15 protein-coding genes are annotated in these 14,184 nt (G+C 70.4%); 5 read left to right on the forward strand and 10 right to left on the reverse strand.

All coding sequences use genetic code 11. The annotated features are described in order from the left end of the window. Nucleotides 1-254 precede the first annotated feature (254 nt). The 5 genes from RH94_RS42630 to RH94_RS06995 all read left to right on the forward strand — a co-directional run bounded on the left by RH94_RS42630 (nt 255) and on the right by RH94_RS06995 (nt 4,212). Complete coding sequence (locus RH94_RS42630) at nt 255-725, forward strand: DUF5753 domain-containing protein (RefSeq protein WP_234425592.1); 471 nt, start codon at nt 255-257, stop codon at nt 723-725. Nucleotides 726-1,135: 410 nt separating this feature from the next. Continuing rightward, complete coding sequence (locus tag RH94_RS41200) at nt 1,136-1,273, forward strand: hypothetical protein (protein WP_006143122.1); 138 nt, start codon at nt 1,136-1,138, stop codon at nt 1,271-1,273. A 14-nt stretch (nt 1,274-1,287) separates the two neighbouring features. Next, the gene (locus RH94_RS06985; protein WP_073946769.1) at nt 1,288-2,475 is read left to right on the forward strand and encodes a cupin domain-containing protein; all 1,188 of its coding nucleotides are present in this window, start codon (nt 1,288-1,290) and stop codon (nt 2,473-2,475) included. Beyond that, nucleotides 2,472-3,377, forward strand: coding sequence for an aldo/keto reductase (locus RH94_RS06990; protein ID WP_073946770.1), 906 nt, complete (start codon nt 2,472-2,474; stop codon nt 3,375-3,377). The genes RH94_RS06985 and RH94_RS06990 overlap by 4 nt, the downstream gene beginning before the upstream one ends. Further along, complete coding sequence (locus RH94_RS06995) at nt 3,358-4,212, forward strand: hypothetical protein (protein ID WP_073946771.1); 855 nt, start codon at nt 3,358-3,360, stop codon at nt 4,210-4,212. The genes RH94_RS06990 and RH94_RS06995 overlap by 20 nt, the downstream gene beginning before the upstream one ends. Before the next feature lie 21 nt (nt 4,213-4,233). On the opposite strand, the gene RH94_RS07000 is transcribed toward RH94_RS06995, so the two are convergent. The 10 genes from RH94_RS07000 to RH94_RS07050 form a co-directional block, all read right to left on the reverse strand. Beyond that, nucleotides 4,234-4,584: a helix-turn-helix domain-containing protein gene (locus tag RH94_RS07000; RefSeq protein WP_073946772.1), complete on the reverse strand. Its 351-nt coding sequence runs from the start codon at nt 4,582-4,584 to the stop codon at nt 4,234-4,236. A gap of 153 nt (nt 4,585-4,737) precedes the next feature. Further along, nucleotides 4,738-5,436, reverse strand: a complete 699-nt coding sequence (locus tag RH94_RS07005; RefSeq protein WP_073946773.1) for a hypothetical protein — start codon at nt 5,434-5,436, stop codon at nt 4,738-4,740. An 82-nt stretch (nt 5,437-5,518) separates the two neighbouring features. Next, entirely contained in the window at nt 5,519-5,974 is a 456-nt protein-coding gene (locus tag RH94_RS07010; protein WP_073946774.1) for a hypothetical protein, read from the reverse strand. Nucleotides 5,975-6,057: 83 nt separating this feature from the next. Then, a complete protein-coding gene (locus RH94_RS07015) occupies nt 6,058-7,779 on the reverse strand; it encodes a relaxase/mobilization nuclease domain-containing protein (RefSeq protein WP_073946775.1) in 1,722 nt (573 codons plus the stop codon). A gap of 59 nt (nt 7,780-7,838) precedes the next feature. Then, nucleotides 7,839-8,357: a plasmid mobilization relaxosome protein MobC gene (mobC, locus tag RH94_RS07020; protein ID WP_234425591.1), complete on the reverse strand. Its 519-nt coding sequence runs from the start codon at nt 8,355-8,357 to the stop codon at nt 7,839-7,841. Nucleotides 8,358-8,792: 435 nt separating this feature from the next. After that, nucleotides 8,793-8,984 carry a hypothetical protein gene (locus RH94_RS07030; protein WP_073946777.1) on the reverse strand — a complete coding sequence of 64 codons (192 nt, stop codon included), beginning with the start codon at nt 8,982-8,984 and terminating at the stop codon, nt 8,793-8,795. Beyond that, the gene (locus tag RH94_RS07035) at nt 8,981-10,711 is read right to left on the reverse strand and encodes a collagen-like domain-containing protein (RefSeq protein WP_073946778.1); all 1,731 of its coding nucleotides are present in this window, start codon (nt 10,709-10,711) and stop codon (nt 8,981-8,983) included. Before RH94_RS07035 ends, RH94_RS07030 begins: the two co-directional genes overlap by 4 nt. Then, a complete protein-coding gene (locus tag RH94_RS07040; protein WP_073946779.1) occupies nt 10,708-11,352 on the reverse strand; it encodes a WhiB family transcriptional regulator in 645 nt (214 codons plus the stop codon). The genes RH94_RS07035 and RH94_RS07040 overlap by 4 nt, the downstream gene beginning before the upstream one ends. A 155-nt stretch (nt 11,353-11,507) precedes the next feature. Next, nucleotides 11,508-12,224 carry a zinc finger domain-containing protein gene (locus RH94_RS07045; RefSeq protein WP_073946780.1) on the reverse strand — a complete coding sequence of 239 codons (717 nt, stop codon included), beginning with the start codon at nt 12,222-12,224 and terminating at the stop codon, nt 11,508-11,510. 2 nt (nt 12,225-12,226) lie between these two features. After that, complete coding sequence (locus tag RH94_RS07050) at nt 12,227-13,114, reverse strand: helix-turn-helix domain-containing protein (protein ID WP_073946781.1); 888 nt, start codon at nt 13,112-13,114, stop codon at nt 12,227-12,229. Between the last annotated feature and the right edge of the window lie 1,070 nt (nt 13,115-14,184).

The raw sequence follows: 14,184 nt of genomic DNA on the forward strand, positions 1-14,184 counted from the left end.
GCAACATGTCCCAATCGAAGATCAGTCGGATCGAGAATGGGAAAGTTCAGCCGAGTCTGCTGGATCTGGAAAGGATCCTCCGGGCCGTGGTGGCTCCACCCGAGGTCATCGAGGAGGTCGTTGCCCTCGCGAGGCTGGCCAACACCGAATGGCAAGACCTGCGCTCGCTCCGGCGTAGGGGCCTGGAGAAGAAGCAGACTGAACTTGCCGCCCTTGAATCCTCGTCCACGGAGTTCCGCTTCTTCCTGCTCTCGATGATTACAGGACTGCTGTCCACCCCTGAGTACATCCGCGCCAGCCTTGCCCATTCTCCGGCCGATGTCACTAAGACGATCGCGAGGAAGCTGGAGCGGCAGGAGGTTCTTTACGACACGAAGAAGCGGTTCACTTTCATTCTCACCGAGCAGGCTGTGAGGTGGCCACTCCTGCCCCCGGCTGCGATGGCGATGCAGATTGACCGGCTGGCCTCACTGACCCACCTTGCGAACGTGAAGCTCGGCGTCATCCCCATCGCGGGATACAAGCCCATGGCTCCGATGGACACCTTCACCATCTATGACGACACCCTGGCCACCGTGGAGAACACCACCGGTGTCGTGATCCTGAGAGATCCACGTGACATCGAAATGCACTTGGAACTGTTCTCCACGCTTGAGGGTTATGCGCTGTTCGGGGACGAAGTGCGAGCCTTGTTGGCGGAGTGGTCCGCCGCCTGCCGTTCATGATCTTTAGTCCATGACGGGAAAGAACTACACAGCCGTCGCTTTGTAGGCCAATGATTTCCCCCATGGCAGCGACCGGGCGAAACGAAAAGTGGGTCCGCTACGGCGTGGGGTGGCGGCTGGGGTACCGGCGGAGGTTCGGCCCTGACGCTGGTGTGCGCTCATGACGACCGGGTGCATGACTCTCCGGGTGTCATACGACGGGGCCGGATGTACGACCCGGTGCGCACGGTGCAGGTGAACCACCGCAACGCAATGATCCCGGGTTCGCCGACAAGTCCCCGCCGTGCAGGTGCCCTCGGTGCACGGGGCGCCCGTCGTCGCCAAGATCGGCGTCCGCCGCGCTCGTCGCTGTCCCTTCGCTTCCTGCCGGAATCCCGGTGGGAGTCCCCGAGAAGAGAGAGGTAAGTCCGATGGTGGAAGAGAACACCACGTCGGCCGCCCCCGAGGGGGGTGGACTGCTCGTCGCGAAGCGGAAGATCGTGGCCGCGCGCACGCGTGCCGAGCAGGAGTCGGACGTCAGCAGTGGCCGTTCCGACGGCAACGACTGACGGGAGCGCCCACGTTGCTTGATGCAGCCTCGTGGGCGGGGCGTCTGGGCGGGGACAGGTTCCTCGCCCAGACGTACCACCGCTCCTACGCGCACTTCCCCAGGGTCGCCGACACGGCGGGTCTGTTCTCCTGGGACGACCTGAACCGGATCATCGCCACGCAGCGGCTGGAGCCGCCCCGGCTGCGCCTGTCGGCTGACGGCGAAATGGTGCCGCTGCACCGCTACGCGATCCCGACCACGAACCGCCGCGCGGTCACCTGGTCCCGTATCCAGCCGTCCGACTTCCACGCCCAGCTCAGGGACGGGGCGTCGCTGGTCCTCGACGCGGTGGAGAAGATCCACCCCGCCGTGGGGGCGGCTGCGGAGGGGCTGGAACGCTTCCTCGGGACTTCCGTGCAGGCCAACGTGTACGCCTCGTGGACCGAGCGGGAGGGCTTCGGCCGGCATTGGGACGACCACGATGTCGTCGTGGTGCAACTGCATGGCTCGAAGCGGTGGCGCCTGTGGGGGATGACCCGTGAGGCGCCCACCTTCCGGGACGTGGAGTCGCCGGAGGAGCCGGAGGGCGACCCGGTGGCGGACCTCGTTCTGTCCCCGGGTGACGTGCTCTACCTGCCGCGCGGCTGGTGGCACTCGGTCACCGCCGATCAGGGGACGGAATCCCTTCACCTCACGTTCGGCATGGTCCCGCACACCGGCGCTGACCTGATGCTGTGGGTCGTCGATCAGCTCCGGGCGTCCCTCGCGCTCCGCAGGGACATCCCGCGCTTCGGCTCGCTGGCGGAACAGTCGGACTTCATCGACGCCGTACGCCGTGAGGTGGCCGACATGATGGCGGACCCCCGCCTCGTGGAGCGGTGGGCGGAGTCGATCGACACGACCGACCTGGGCCACGCGATTCCGTCCCTGCCCTACGTGGACGGACTCCCCGCACGGAGAGAGATCACGGTCAAGCTCACCGCTCCGAGAGGTCGCCTGACGGCCAACCGCGAACAGGGCACGGTCACCTTCTCCGCGGCCGGTACCGCCTGGGACTTCGCCGAGTCCGCAGCGCCCGCGCTGGGCACGCTGCTGACCAACAAGCCGACCACGCTCGGGGAGGTGGCCGACTCCGCCGGGCTTGAGGTCAAGGAGGTGGCCGAACTGGTCTCCGTCCTCATCGACGGCCACGCCGTCGCAGTCGTGGGGACGGCGCTGTGACCGCCGCGCTCTGCCTGGGGACATACCGCGTGCGTGCCGTCAGCCAGGCGGCACGCGCCGCCCTGGCCGCAGGCAGCCCCTGGGTGGACACGGCACCCAACTATGGTCGTGGTCAGGCGCATGAGGAGCTGCGCCCGGTGCTCGGGGAATACCCGACCGTGCGTGTAGCCACGAAGACGGGGTTCTTCACGGAGGAACAAGGCCGCACCGCCCTGGCTGAAGGCGTGCTCACGCCGGGAGAGGCGGCCGGTAGGCACAGCCTTGAGCGAGGCTTCGTCCGCTGGCAGACAGAGCGATCCTTGGCCGCGCTCGGGCGCGTGGACCTCGTGTTCGTCCACAACCCCGAGCACCACGGTCACGGCCTTGACCGCGCCGCTCTGCACGGGCGCGTGCGGGAAGCCTTCACGGCGCTGGAGGAGTTCGCCCATGCGGGCAGGATCGGCGGGTACGGCGTCGCCACCTGGTCGGGCCTAACCTCCGGAGCGTTCAGTGTCGCCGAGTTGCTCGCGCTCGCCGGGCAGGCGGCTGGTTCCGCCGAGCATCACTTCACGGGCATGCAGATGCCCGTCAGCCTGATCACGGATGCCCCGATCACACAGGCCCTCAACGGCGGCGGACCACTGGTACAGGCGAAGGACGCCGGGCTGATCACGTTCGGCTCCGCTCCCCTGCACGGCGGTGCACTCCTCGACGCCATGACACCCGAACTGGTGAACCTCATCCGCCCCGGCCTGTCGGCCGCAGCCGCTGCCCGCCTGGCCGCTGGCTCGTGCCCCGGCCTCGATGTCGTCCTCACCTCCGCGAGCACCCGCGAGCACTGGGACGATATGGCCAAGGCTCTGGCTGCGCCGCTGACGGCCCAGGAACTCAGGAGGGTGACGGATGAACTCGCCTCTGAATGAGGAGGTACGAGCCCTGATGGAGGCCGCCCACGACCGGGCAGCCAAGGCACTGGGCCTCACCTGCACAGGTCCGCTGGCGTGGGGCTTCCTCGGTGTCACCCTCGGACGCCGAGCGGAGGACCGGTGGCTACGGGTGAGCCGGACGGCGAAAAGGAACGCGGGCAGAAAGCAGGGGGAGGGCATCGTCGGGGCTTCCCAGCTCCTACCCGAAGGCGTCCCGCGCCCCCGCCTGCACGGGGTGCACGACTGGACTGACGGCGAGTGGGCCTTCGAGGCCGAAGTCCTGGACTACCTCACGCAACCCGTGGTGTCCCCGGACAGAGCCGACATCGACCACGATCCGGCGCTGCCTGACGAATGGTGGGCGGACCTTCGCCAAGCCCTTGCCCTGCTCGCTGAAGCGGAGGGTGTGAAGACAACCGTCCGGGACGGATGGATCGAACGAGCCTTCCCCCAGTTCCTCGGCATCCCGGCCCCCGCCAACGTGGAGCGGGTGACCGGTCACGGTGACCTGCACTGGGGCAACCTCACCGCCGAGCCCCTGTGCCTGCTGGACTGGGAGCGGTGGGGCCTGGTGCCCTTCGGCTATGACGCGGGGCTTCTCCACGCCAACAGCCTGCTTGTACCCGACGTAGCCGCCCGCATCCGCAAAGAGTTCGCCGCCATCCTCGACACCCCCGCCGGTCGAATCGGGGAACTCGCGGCCCTGGCCGAGATGCTGCAAGCCGTGGCCCGTGGCTGGTACCCCGACCTTGCGCCCCACCTTCTCGCCCGAGCGGAGGCACTCACGGGAGTGCGCCCGCCCGTTCCGGTGCACTCCGAGGTGAGCGCCTGACTGCGCCCCTGCGCGCCTCTCTCAGGCCCTCTCTGCCAGGTGGTCGTAGAGGGTGGCGCGGTGGACTCCCAGCGCCTTGGCAATGCTGGTGACGCTCTCGCCCTTGTCGCGTCGCGCACGGGCTATGTCCAGCTTGCCGTCCCCACCCGGCCGCGGGGCATCACCGGAGGACCCAGCGTTGTCGGACCGGAGACTGTCGTACCGGCTGTGGACGGCCGTGAGCTCCTCGGTCGATCGCACGTCGCTGTGGACGTACACCTGCGGGCCTTCGCTGCGGATGCCGGCGTCACGGGCCTGCAGTACGAGGAGCTGCGAGCTGTGTACGAGGAGGCCGCCGCCGCCCTCGGACACGAACCGGGCGGGATGGAGCACGCGGTATGGCGGTTCAAGTCGAGGGCCGTCTGACCCGCCACGCCAGGCGGGCTGCTGCTCGGCGACACCCAGCACGCTCACCCAGATGCTCTGAAGCCTCGTATCGACACGGCGCCCTCGACAGCGGTGGTCGAGGGCGCCGTTGCGGGCGCGTCAGCGGGTTGCTGTCGCCTTGGCGAGGGCCTTGTCGAGATGCTGGTCGACCAGGGCTGGGGCGCCGGAGACGATGAGCAGCAGGCTTCCCTCACGTATCGCGGTCTGCTTGACGACGCTGTCCTGCCCACCGGAGGTGAAGATCATCAGCTGGCTCCACTGCTGGTCGCCGAGCCGGGCCGCGGTCGTCTTCTGTGAGGTGACGTTGATGGCGGTGCTGCCGGAGACGACTTGGTACGTCGGGCAGCCGGTCATGGCATCGAAGATCCGATCGATGCCGGCGGACAGTTTCGTGGAGGTGTCGCTGTACAGCTCCTCGGAGACCTCCGAACCGGCGCTGCCGCCGGTGTAGGTGAAGGACACCTTCGCCTTGTTGGGGAAGTCGAGGGAGCCGCTGGCCGCCGCGTCGCCGCCCAGCTTCTCCAGGGCGGGGCAGCCGGTGACGGTGACGTCGTCGTGGCTGGAGGTGTCCTCCGGCTTGCGGGTGTAGTCGGACCCGAGGTCGCTCTCGTCGAGCAGGCGGGGCTGAAGCGCGGCCGACGACAGCGGGGCGTCGCTCTGCTTGGTGGTGGCCGGGTGGTCTGCGGGGGCGGAGGACGGGGAGGTGGACTTCGCCTGGCTGGTGCCGGCGGAGCAGGCGGGCAGGGTGAGGGCGGCGGCGGTGAGGCCGAGGGCGGTGATGGTGAGGCGAACGCGCATGGGTGAACTGACCCCTGTGGTGCTCGGTGACGGTTGGACAGTGCGGGCCCGTGGACCCGAGAAGGGGCCGAAGGAGTGGAGGTCAGCGGTGGCCGAGGTGCCGCAGGCAGTCCTCGAACGTGGCGTGGATGGCATCTCCCGGGCCGGAGTGCCGGTTGAACCACGCGGTGTCGAGACGGGTCTCGTGCTGCTCGTGGCCGGCCTGGCAGCGCAGCCAGACCTGGTCGTGGGTGGAGAGGATGAGCCACTCGCGGTAGGCGCCGCACTCGGCGCAGGCGACGACCTCGCCGTCCAGGACGACCGGCCACGGCCAGGGCATCACCCGGCCGTCGAGCTGGTCGTGGCTGGGGACGCGCAGCTCCGGCGGGAGGAAGTCGTCCACAACCGGCGCCGGCTCCGCGAGCTGATGCTCCTCCTGCATCTGCAGGACCGGCGGCACCTGGTCGGCCATCCGCAGCCACGCCTCGCATGCTTGGCGCTGCACCTCACTGAACTCTTCCTCTTCCGCGCGGCGGCGTCGTCGTATCCGGTGAAACACCCGGTGTCCTCCCTCGTCTCGTCCTGCACGCGTCATGATCGTGCGCGAAGTCCGCTGACCTGTTCAATTCACAAAGTCCACAGTCACGACCGGCCACGCCCAGGCCGGGCCTGTCCGGGGATGTGCTGCTCGGCGCGCTGTGCCGAGCGCTGTGCGGCGTGAGCGTCGGGCACCATGCCGGTGGTATCCGCAGGCAGGTCCGCTGCCCGGCGCAGCCGCCACACCAGGACGTCGCTGACGGACTCCGCCGTGTCCAGCTCCCGCCGACCCGCGGCGTCAGCGAGCAGGGCGGCCGGGTCATGGCCGGCGGCTTCGGCGTCGGCGAGGGTGGCGGCGAGCGCGTACCAGCCGGGCTCGGCGAGGATCTGCTCGGCCAACTCCGGCAGCGCTGTGCGCAGCACCGTCGTCTGCCGCTGCCGCAGCGCCCGGCCCAGGCGCCGGCCTCGCTGGTAGAGGGCACCGAGGGGTTGGGCGGCGGCGGCCTGGTAGGCGGCGCGCAGATGTTCGGCGGCCTGGCGGGCGGCGGCGGCCTGCTGGGCGTGGTTCTTCTTCGCGTGCCAGTGGGCGGCGGCGGTGATGAGGAAGAACAGCATGTCGATCGCCATCGCGGTGGTCGCGCCGTCCTCGCCGCGGCCCAACGCCGGACCGCTATAGACGAGGTCACGGGCGGCCTGCCGCAGCGCTCGGTCGTGGCCACGCTCGGCGCGGACGTGGGAGCGGGAGGCCCGCTCGAACGCGAAGGCGGCGTCACGCAGTTCGCGCCTGGTGCGGGCCGCGGAGGTCTTCGCGAGCGCGTCCAGGACCTCGCCGGCAGCGGCAATGTACGCGGCGGCGATGGCGTCGTCGCCGTGCTCGATGACGAGCACCGCGTTCCACGCGGCCGAGGCCGTGCGTCGGCGGGCGGCGGCCGGGTCGCTCGGCGCCGCAGGGGCGGGCACGTCTGCCCGTGTGGCGTCCTGGTCGCGAGTGTCGGCGGACCAGCGCTCCCGGATACGGGGCAGGGACAGATCGGGGGCCAGGCGGGCGCCGGGGTAGAAGACCGGTTCGCCGTCCTTGTTGCGGTCGTCGGGCAGGGCGACCTTGTAGCCGAGCATGTCGCCGGAGGGGGCGACGCGCTTACGGATGATCAGGCCAGCGGCGGCCAGCCGGTCGAAGAACTCGGTCTCGCTGCTGGCGCCGGCCACCGCGCGGCGCACGGTTTCGCGCAGTTCCTCCCGCGCGGTGCGCTCGCGGCCCTGACGTTCGGCTTTGTGGCGCTCGGCGCTGGTGGGGCGTTGGGCCGCGGTGCCGTCGCCCTTGTTGAGCCGGCGCAAGCCCAGCTCCGCTTCCAAGGCGCGGGCCTGGGCCTGGGCGCGAGCGGCGTCGTGGTCGAGGTCGGGCTTGTAGCCGTCCTCACGGACGAGCGTGGCGACGATGTGAATGTGGTCGTCGGCATGCCGGACGGCCACCCACCGGCAGCCCGCGCCCTGTTCGGGGTAGTCGATACCGGTGGCGGCGACCATCCGGCGGGCCACCTCGCCCCACTCCTCGTCGGTCAGGATCCGGTCCTCGGCACTGTTGCGGACGGACAGATGCCACACGTGCTTCTTCGGCCGGTCAGCCTGGTCGATGTTCTCGACGGGTTGGTCCAGGAGCTGCTGGAGCTGCTTGAGGGTGGCAGACGGGTCGCGGCCGGGGTCGGGAGCGTTGTGGTCCCACGAGGCGACCAGGTGCGGGTCGATGTGCTCCTCGTGCTTCCCGGGCCCGTAGAGGTAGGAGAGGAGACCGATGGTGCGCTGCCCGCGCTTTTGTATCCGGGGGATCATGCTGCTGTCCGAGGTCGTCGCTGGGAGTGGCGGGATGCGGGGCGGTAAGGGGAGCCAGCTCAGCGCTGCTCCAGCAGTCGGTCTGTGGCTGCCTGTACGCGGGTCACGGCGCGCTGGACCGCCGCAACGACCGCGTCGATTTCCGCTGGCTGGCCGCCGGAGTTGATGGCCCGGGCTATCTGGTTGAGGTTGTTGCCGACTTGTCCGAGGTGCCGGCGTGCGGCGAACAGCTCGGCGATCAGCTCGCGGTGGCCGGCGATGGCGGCGGCGGTGCTGTCGAGGTCGTGAGCGGCGGCGAGCCCGCTGCGGGCGAGGAAGCCTGGCAGGCTCGTACGGGTCGCGGTGGCGGCAGCGCAGAGCAGGGTCTTCTCGTCGCCGTTCAGGCGGACGCTGCAGACGTAATCACGCTTGTGCGAGGACGGCTTGGGCGAGCGCTTGCGCGAGGTCTTCTTCGCGGCGCGCGGCTTGTGCAGTGAAGGCGTCTCCTCCGGCTGCGATCCGCCCTCGGTCGCTGTCTCACGGACCAGCACCCCCCGGTGCTGGTCCGCTCTCGCCACCCCCGGGGCGGGCTTGGCCAAGGCGCGCTTCCCCGACGGGGAAGAGTGTCTTGGCCGATAACTTGCTCGCCCCGAGACCGAGTTGGAGTTGGGAGCAGGTTCCGGGGCGGTGCCGGTCTGGGTGGGGTTCGTCATCAGGATTCGGGCCTCGTGGAGCGGGTGTGCTGTTGGATGCTCGCGGCCAGCGCGAGGACGTCGGCCGGTCCCGTAAGGACGCGGACGGATCCTTGTGAGTGGCCCTGGACGAGCCACTGGCCGGTAGGCGCGAGGACGGCGGCGTGCAGGAGTCTCCGGCGGACCAGGACGTCCGCCCAGGCGCTGGCCTCGACGACCGTGGCCTCGGATGAGCGAACAGGACGCGGAATCAAGGCGTGTCTCCTCAAGCGGGGCGGGCGGCCCGGCATGGAGCCGGGCCACCCTTTGCGGTTAGGGGGCCTTGAGCGGGATTTTGCCGGTTCAGCCGCACTCGGGGCAGCGACCGACGTGGCTGTTGAGCGCGCGGGCCATCCGCTGCTTCGTCGAGGCAGCCTGCTTCGCGCTGGACTTCGCCGCCGGCCTGCCCTCGTGCCGCTTTGAGTGGGCGAGCATGAAGCCGATCTCCCGCTCGTACTCCGCACGGACGGCGTCGAACTGGTGGCAGGTCTTCATCGGGCGGAGCTCCTTGTCGTCGTGGTGGCGTCACTCCGCAGTTCCTGGAGGACGAGGCTCAGCCGGTCGTTCCGGCCGCCCTTCAGGCCCTCACGGCGGAGAATCTCCCGCAGCTGGACCCGGGTGACGGACTCGTTGCCGTCCCGTTCGAGCAGGGCAGAGACGTGCGGACGGACCTGCTGGACGAGCTGGTCCACCGACTGCTCGAGCTCCCGCGGCGCGCGCTGCGTCTGCGGGCTGCGGGACCGGGCGCGCTTCCCCTTGGTCTTAGTCCGGGGCTTCGTGGCCGTCTTGCTCCGCAGAGGCACCGTGTGTCCCCGGTTCCCGGTGGGTTCGGTCCCCGTGTCGGTGTCGTTCGGTCCCCGGTTCCCGGTGGGTTCGGTCCCCGTGTCGGTGTCGTTCGGTCCCCGGTTCCCGGTGGGTTCGGTCCCCGTGTCGGTGTCGTTCGGTCCCCGGTTCCCGGTGGGTTCGGTCCCCGTGTCGGTGTCGTTCGGTCCCCGGTCCCCGGTGGGCTCGGTCCCCGACTCGGCGGCGTTCGGTCCTGGATGCGAATCAGGGCCTTGAGCAGCTACTTCTCGCGTAGTGCGGTCGGTCCCCACGCCTCCGGCGTCCCCCTGTGAGGCTTCCGGGTCGATGGGACCGGTCCCCGGGACCCCACCTGTGGCTGGAACCTCGGTCCCCACCCTGGTCCCCGCGTTCTCACCCCCGGTCCCCGCGCCATCCGACGCCTTAGAGTCCGCAATCTTGGGGACCGGTCCCCTCGGGGCGCTCGGTCCCCGGTCCCTGTACGACTCGTGGGGGCCGGGGGGATCGGCTGCGGGGACCGGCGCCGTCGAGGCCGGATGCGAGGGGACGGCGGCTGCCCTCGCGGTGATGTGCGCCGGGGACCAGGGCGAGGGAAGCGGGACCGTGGCGAGCGCGAGTGCGTGCCGGCGCGCGGCGAGCTGGTCGAGCAGCTGTGCGCGCTGGCGGGCGTCGGTCCCGACCGAGGCCCTGCCGACCGCCTTCGACAGGCGCCGCGTCAGCCGCCGGCCGCGTCGGGTCTGCTGCTGCTCGGGTGTGCGTTCGGCGAGGCGGACGGCGAGGGCGACTGCGCGGGCGGTGGCCCGGTCCCGGGTGATCTGTGCGGCGTCGCGGTCGCGTGCGGCGATCCCGAGGCGGGACAGCAGCCGCTCGCGTGCTTCCCGCCCCAGGAGGGCGATCAGTCCGTGGGAGGCGGCACCCGGGGTGCGCAGGCGCAGCTCGATCCCCATGGCGAGGTGCCACAGCATTGCCGCCATGACCGGCCCGACGAAGGCCCTTACCGTGCCGCCGATAGGACCGCTCTCGGCATAGGCGGGGATCACCTGCACTCCGGTGATCATCCAGACCAACGTGCCCGGAAGGCCGGGGGCGCCCTCGGTGGCCAGGTTCTGCCGTGCCATTAGCGCCGTCGCGAAGAGCGCCAGCTCGGCTGCGGCGAACATGCCGGCCCGCTCGGCGGTGCCGGCCATGTCGAGGTAGTCGGCGGCGAACCGCCAGCTCGTGTCCGCGGAGTAGCAAGTACAGCCGAGGGCGGCAAGGGCAGCGACCTTGACCGCCGGACCGCTGAGACGTTTCTGCGGGCGTGTGCCCTGGCGCCGGATCGTCCAGGCGGTCAGCACCAGCACGACGGCGGCGGGCACCACGGCGGCGAGGAGGAGAGAGAGGTCCGGAGCGGCGCCGAGGGACAGGAAGGGGTGGGTCATGCGGCCTTTCCGAGAGAGGCGTGCGCCGGAGTCGACGCTGCCGGGCGGGCTGCTGGCTGCTGTGTGCCGGGTGCTGAGGCGGGCGGGGGGCCGCCTGCTGCTGGGGCGGTCTTCTTCCGCTTCTTCTTGGGCCGCGGCACGCCGTAGGTGCGGTCGCGGTCGAACACCTTGTTGGCCGCCTGCCGCAGCAGGTCGCGTGCGTGCTTGTGGCTGATCTGAAGGGCGGTGGCGAGCCGGTCGGGCCGCCAGCCGCGTACGTAGGCGTGGTCGATGACGACCTGCCGCTCGGCCTCGGTCAGATGCACGTCGCGTCCCAGGAAAAAGGAGGTTACGCGTCGGTAGTCGAGGCGCTGGTGCAGTCCGTCGTGCCAGGGACGCCGCTCGGCCTCGGTGAGGCCGCCCCAGATGCCCTCCTTGAGGACGTTCTCCAGGGCGAAGTTGAGGCAGTTGCTGCGTACCGGGCACCAGCCGCACAGCTCCTTCGCCTCGGCGATGGCTTCGTGGTCCCGCGGGAGCGGGAAGAAGACGGCGTCAGCGTCCTCGACGTCCATGCCGTGGCACGCTCCCTGGGTGTGCCAGTTGGTGTCTCCGATACTGCGCAGGCCGGTGGCCGGCGCGTCGTGGGCGGTGATGTGACGCAAGGGTGGTCTCCGATGTGCTGCCGCGTCGGCCGGCTGGGGCGGTGCTGGGCGCGGCGTCGGGTGGCCGCAGCACGCGGGCGTGCGCCGCAGCCGGGGCGGGACGGTGATAGGGGGTAGCGGTGCATCGGGCGGGATGCACGCGCCCGATGCGCCGGTCAGGCCACGGCGGGCTGCTGGACCTGCTCGCTCGGCTGGGCCTGCCGGGCGGCGGCGAGGTCGACGCGGCCGGGGTGCGGGGTGGCGCGCGGGGCGGTCGTGCGTACCCCGTCGTCGGGACCGATCCGGCGGCGACGACACGGCTCACCGGGCTGGGCCAGGCACCACTCGCACTTGACGCTCAGGGCGTCGGGCAGCCCCTGAGCGACGGCGGCCTCGCGGGCTGCGCGAGCGGGCCGATAGGGGGCGAGGGCTGCGCGGGCGGCGGGCGGTATGCAGGAGCCGATCTGCCGCAGCCTCGCCTCCAACCTTGGGTCGATGCGGTCGCGACCGCTGGTGATGGCTCTGGCCTGGGCGGGCTGCGCGGTGCCGGCGGCGACGGCGCGGCGGGTGCCGACCAGCTCGGCGGTCCAGGCGGCCTGGTCGTCCGGGTCGGCGGACGGCGTGGGATCGGAGTGCCGGGCCAGGCGGTCGCGACGGTAGCTCTCCCAGGGGCGGGCGACGTCCGCGGGCAGGATCTGGTACGGCGAGACTCTGATGTGCTGGCGGGCGGCGACGCGGGCGTCCCAGCCGTGCGCAGTGGCCATCGGCACGTCGCCAAGCAGCTCGTGCCACTGTGCGAGCTGGTCGCGTGCCTCGCCCTGGTCGGTGCGGATGGTGCGGGGGTCGAGTCGGCCGATGTAGGCCAGCAGGGCTGCGATTTCACGGCGGTCCACGACTACTGCTCCGTTCCGGTCGGCTCGTTCAGGGCGGCGAGAAGTGCGGCGGTGTGGGCCTCTGCCCGCGTCATGCCGCCGGGCTGGCCGGGACCCGTGCCGGGCACGGCGTAGAGGTTCGGGCGGCCAGGGGGGTGCTCCCGGGCGACCCAGGAACGCCAGTCGGCAGCCCACGCAGCCGCCGGCCTCGGCTTGAAGCCGGAGCGGTGGGCACGCCACTTCGCGTCGGCCGCCTGCAGGCCCTGCTCGCCCAGACGGTCGAGGTGCCCCTGCTCGCGGGCCCAGGTGTGGGTGGCTGGGTCGACCTGCCACTCGGCAGCTGAGAGGACGGCAGCACCACCACTGCTGTACCTCCGGTTCAAATCCGGTTCACTACGGTTCTGTGTGCCGGTTTCCGGCACATCGCTGTGCCGGTTCCCGGCACGTCGAGGTGCCGGTTTCCGTCCGGACCTGCCGGATTCCGGTACTGCCGGTTTCCGGGCCCTCGCAGGGGATTCCGGCACCTCACGCGGGCGGATGTTGTAGCGCCGCAGGGCCGAGATCCGGAGCGCCGGGGTGGCTTCGGTCCCCTCCGCCGGCGTCTGGTCGGGGTCCTTGTCGTCCACGGTCTCCGCCAGGACCTTGGCGGCGAGGGGGAGGCGGTAGACGGTGCTGCGCTGCGGGCCGGTGAGGTCTTCGAGCTGCTCCAGCTCACCGGCGTCGACCAGACGGTCGATGGCTTCACGGACCGTGGAGACGGAGGCGCGGGTGCGCTTGGCCAGGCTCGACAGGGAGGCCCAGGAGACGCACTGCTCGTCGCCCACCCGGTCGGCGATCGACAGCAGGACCAGACGCGCCGTCCCCCGGCTGCAACTGTGCTCCCACACCCAGTCGCGGGCTTCGCTGCTCATCGGCAGCTCCCGACGAGCGGGCGGGTCCCGCAGCTCGGCGGGGCCATGAACGTGCGGTCCGGCTCGGGGCGCTGAGGCGCCGAGGCGGAGATGGCTGCCGCGCAGGCCAGGCGAAAGGGCCTTTTGCGCAGGGCAGGAGACATGCGATACTCCCCTTTGCAGTGTTGCCACGCTGACGCGCCCCTTGGAAGGACTCAGCGTGGTGATGGTGGGCAATCTCCGCCCTTGCCGGGGCGGGTATGCCGCTTAGCGTTCGGCGTCCGTGAGTTACCGCTCCCGGGCGCCGTCGCTGTTTGTGGACCTTCGCGGTCCGGTCCGTCCTCGTGCTCTCCTCATGTCCGTCGCTGCGGGCGGGCTGCCCGGGGACGACGAACATATGCACGGACCCGTATCAAGATCCAGACTTGGTTCTTAAACTCTGTACTGGTTGCAGAGAGTCATCGGATGATCGTGTGCCGCAAGTGTCCGTACGGCGCGACCTGGGGCGCACCCCCGCGTCGAAGCGCACCGTTGCCGCGGTTGCCTCGAACGCCGAGAGCGTGTCACTGTGTCCGAATTGGAACGGGTGTCTGTTATTCCCTGCAGTGGAAATGCGAGGCGGATGGGGTGTTTCCACTGCCGCCTCCACGCTTTCCGGTCGAAGATAAAATCCTGCGTGCCAGACGTGACCTATGTCGCTGGCTGAATGTGGCTTGTGCCACTGACGTTTTCTCGTGCGCCCAGCAGGACAGGAGGTGACACCGTGACGTAGCGGTGTTCTTGCTGTTCGTAAGCTCGTCGTCGCCTGCCGGTGGAAGTCCGGTCCGGGTAGCTGCCAGGAGGCCCGGTAGCAGGCTGGCGGCGTCGGAGGGAAACGTCCGGCGTCGAAGCCCAGCGTCAAAGGCCCTGTAAAGGGGGAGCGACGATACGGAAGATTTCAAGTCCAGTGAGACGGTTGGGGCGCTATGAGGTTTGTGGTGCGGGTTCCCTGCGTCTGGCCGGGTCGTTGATCCACGCCTGCTGGGGTATCCGGGGTGGTCGGGGGCGGCGGCCGAAGCGTTCGGGGTGGCGGGCGTATGCCTCGGCGAGGG

The sequence above is a fragment of the Streptomyces kebangsaanensis genome, assembly GCF_001906585.1.
Classification (GTDB): Bacteria; Actinomycetota; Actinomycetes; order Streptomycetales; family Streptomycetaceae; genus Streptomyces; species Streptomyces kebangsaanensis.

Excerpts from the sequence above, each read along its gene's own strand:
- RH94_RS42630 (WP_234425592.1), top strand. The coding sequence starts at position 255 with ATGATTACAGGACTGCTGTCCACCCCTGAGTACATCCGCGCCAGCCTT.
- RH94_RS41200 (WP_006143122.1), top strand. The coding sequence starts at position 1,136 with ATGGTGGAAGAGAACACCACGTCGGCCGCCCCCGAGGGGGGTGGACTG.
- RH94_RS06995 (WP_073946771.1), top strand. The coding sequence starts at position 3,358 with ATGAACTCGCCTCTGAATGAGGAGGTACGAGCCCTGATGGAGGCCGCC.
- RH94_RS07005 (WP_073946773.1), bottom strand. The coding sequence starts at position 5,436 with ATGCGCGTTCGCCTCACCATCACCGCCCTCGGCCTCACCGCCGCCGCC.
- RH94_RS07015 (WP_073946775.1), bottom strand. The coding sequence starts at position 7,779 with ATGATCCCCCGGATACAAAAGCGCGGGCAGCGCACCATCGGTCTCCTC.
- RH94_RS07030 (WP_073946777.1), bottom strand. The coding sequence starts at position 8,984 with ATGAAGACCTGCCACCAGTTCGACGCCGTCCGTGCGGAGTACGAGCGG.
- RH94_RS07035 (WP_073946778.1), bottom strand. The coding sequence starts at position 10,711 with ATGACCCACCCCTTCCTGTCCCTCGGCGCCGCTCCGGACCTCTCTCTC.
- RH94_RS07050 (WP_073946781.1), bottom strand. The coding sequence starts at position 13,114 with ATGAGCAGCGAAGCCCGCGACTGGGTGTGGGAGCACAGTTGCAGCCGG.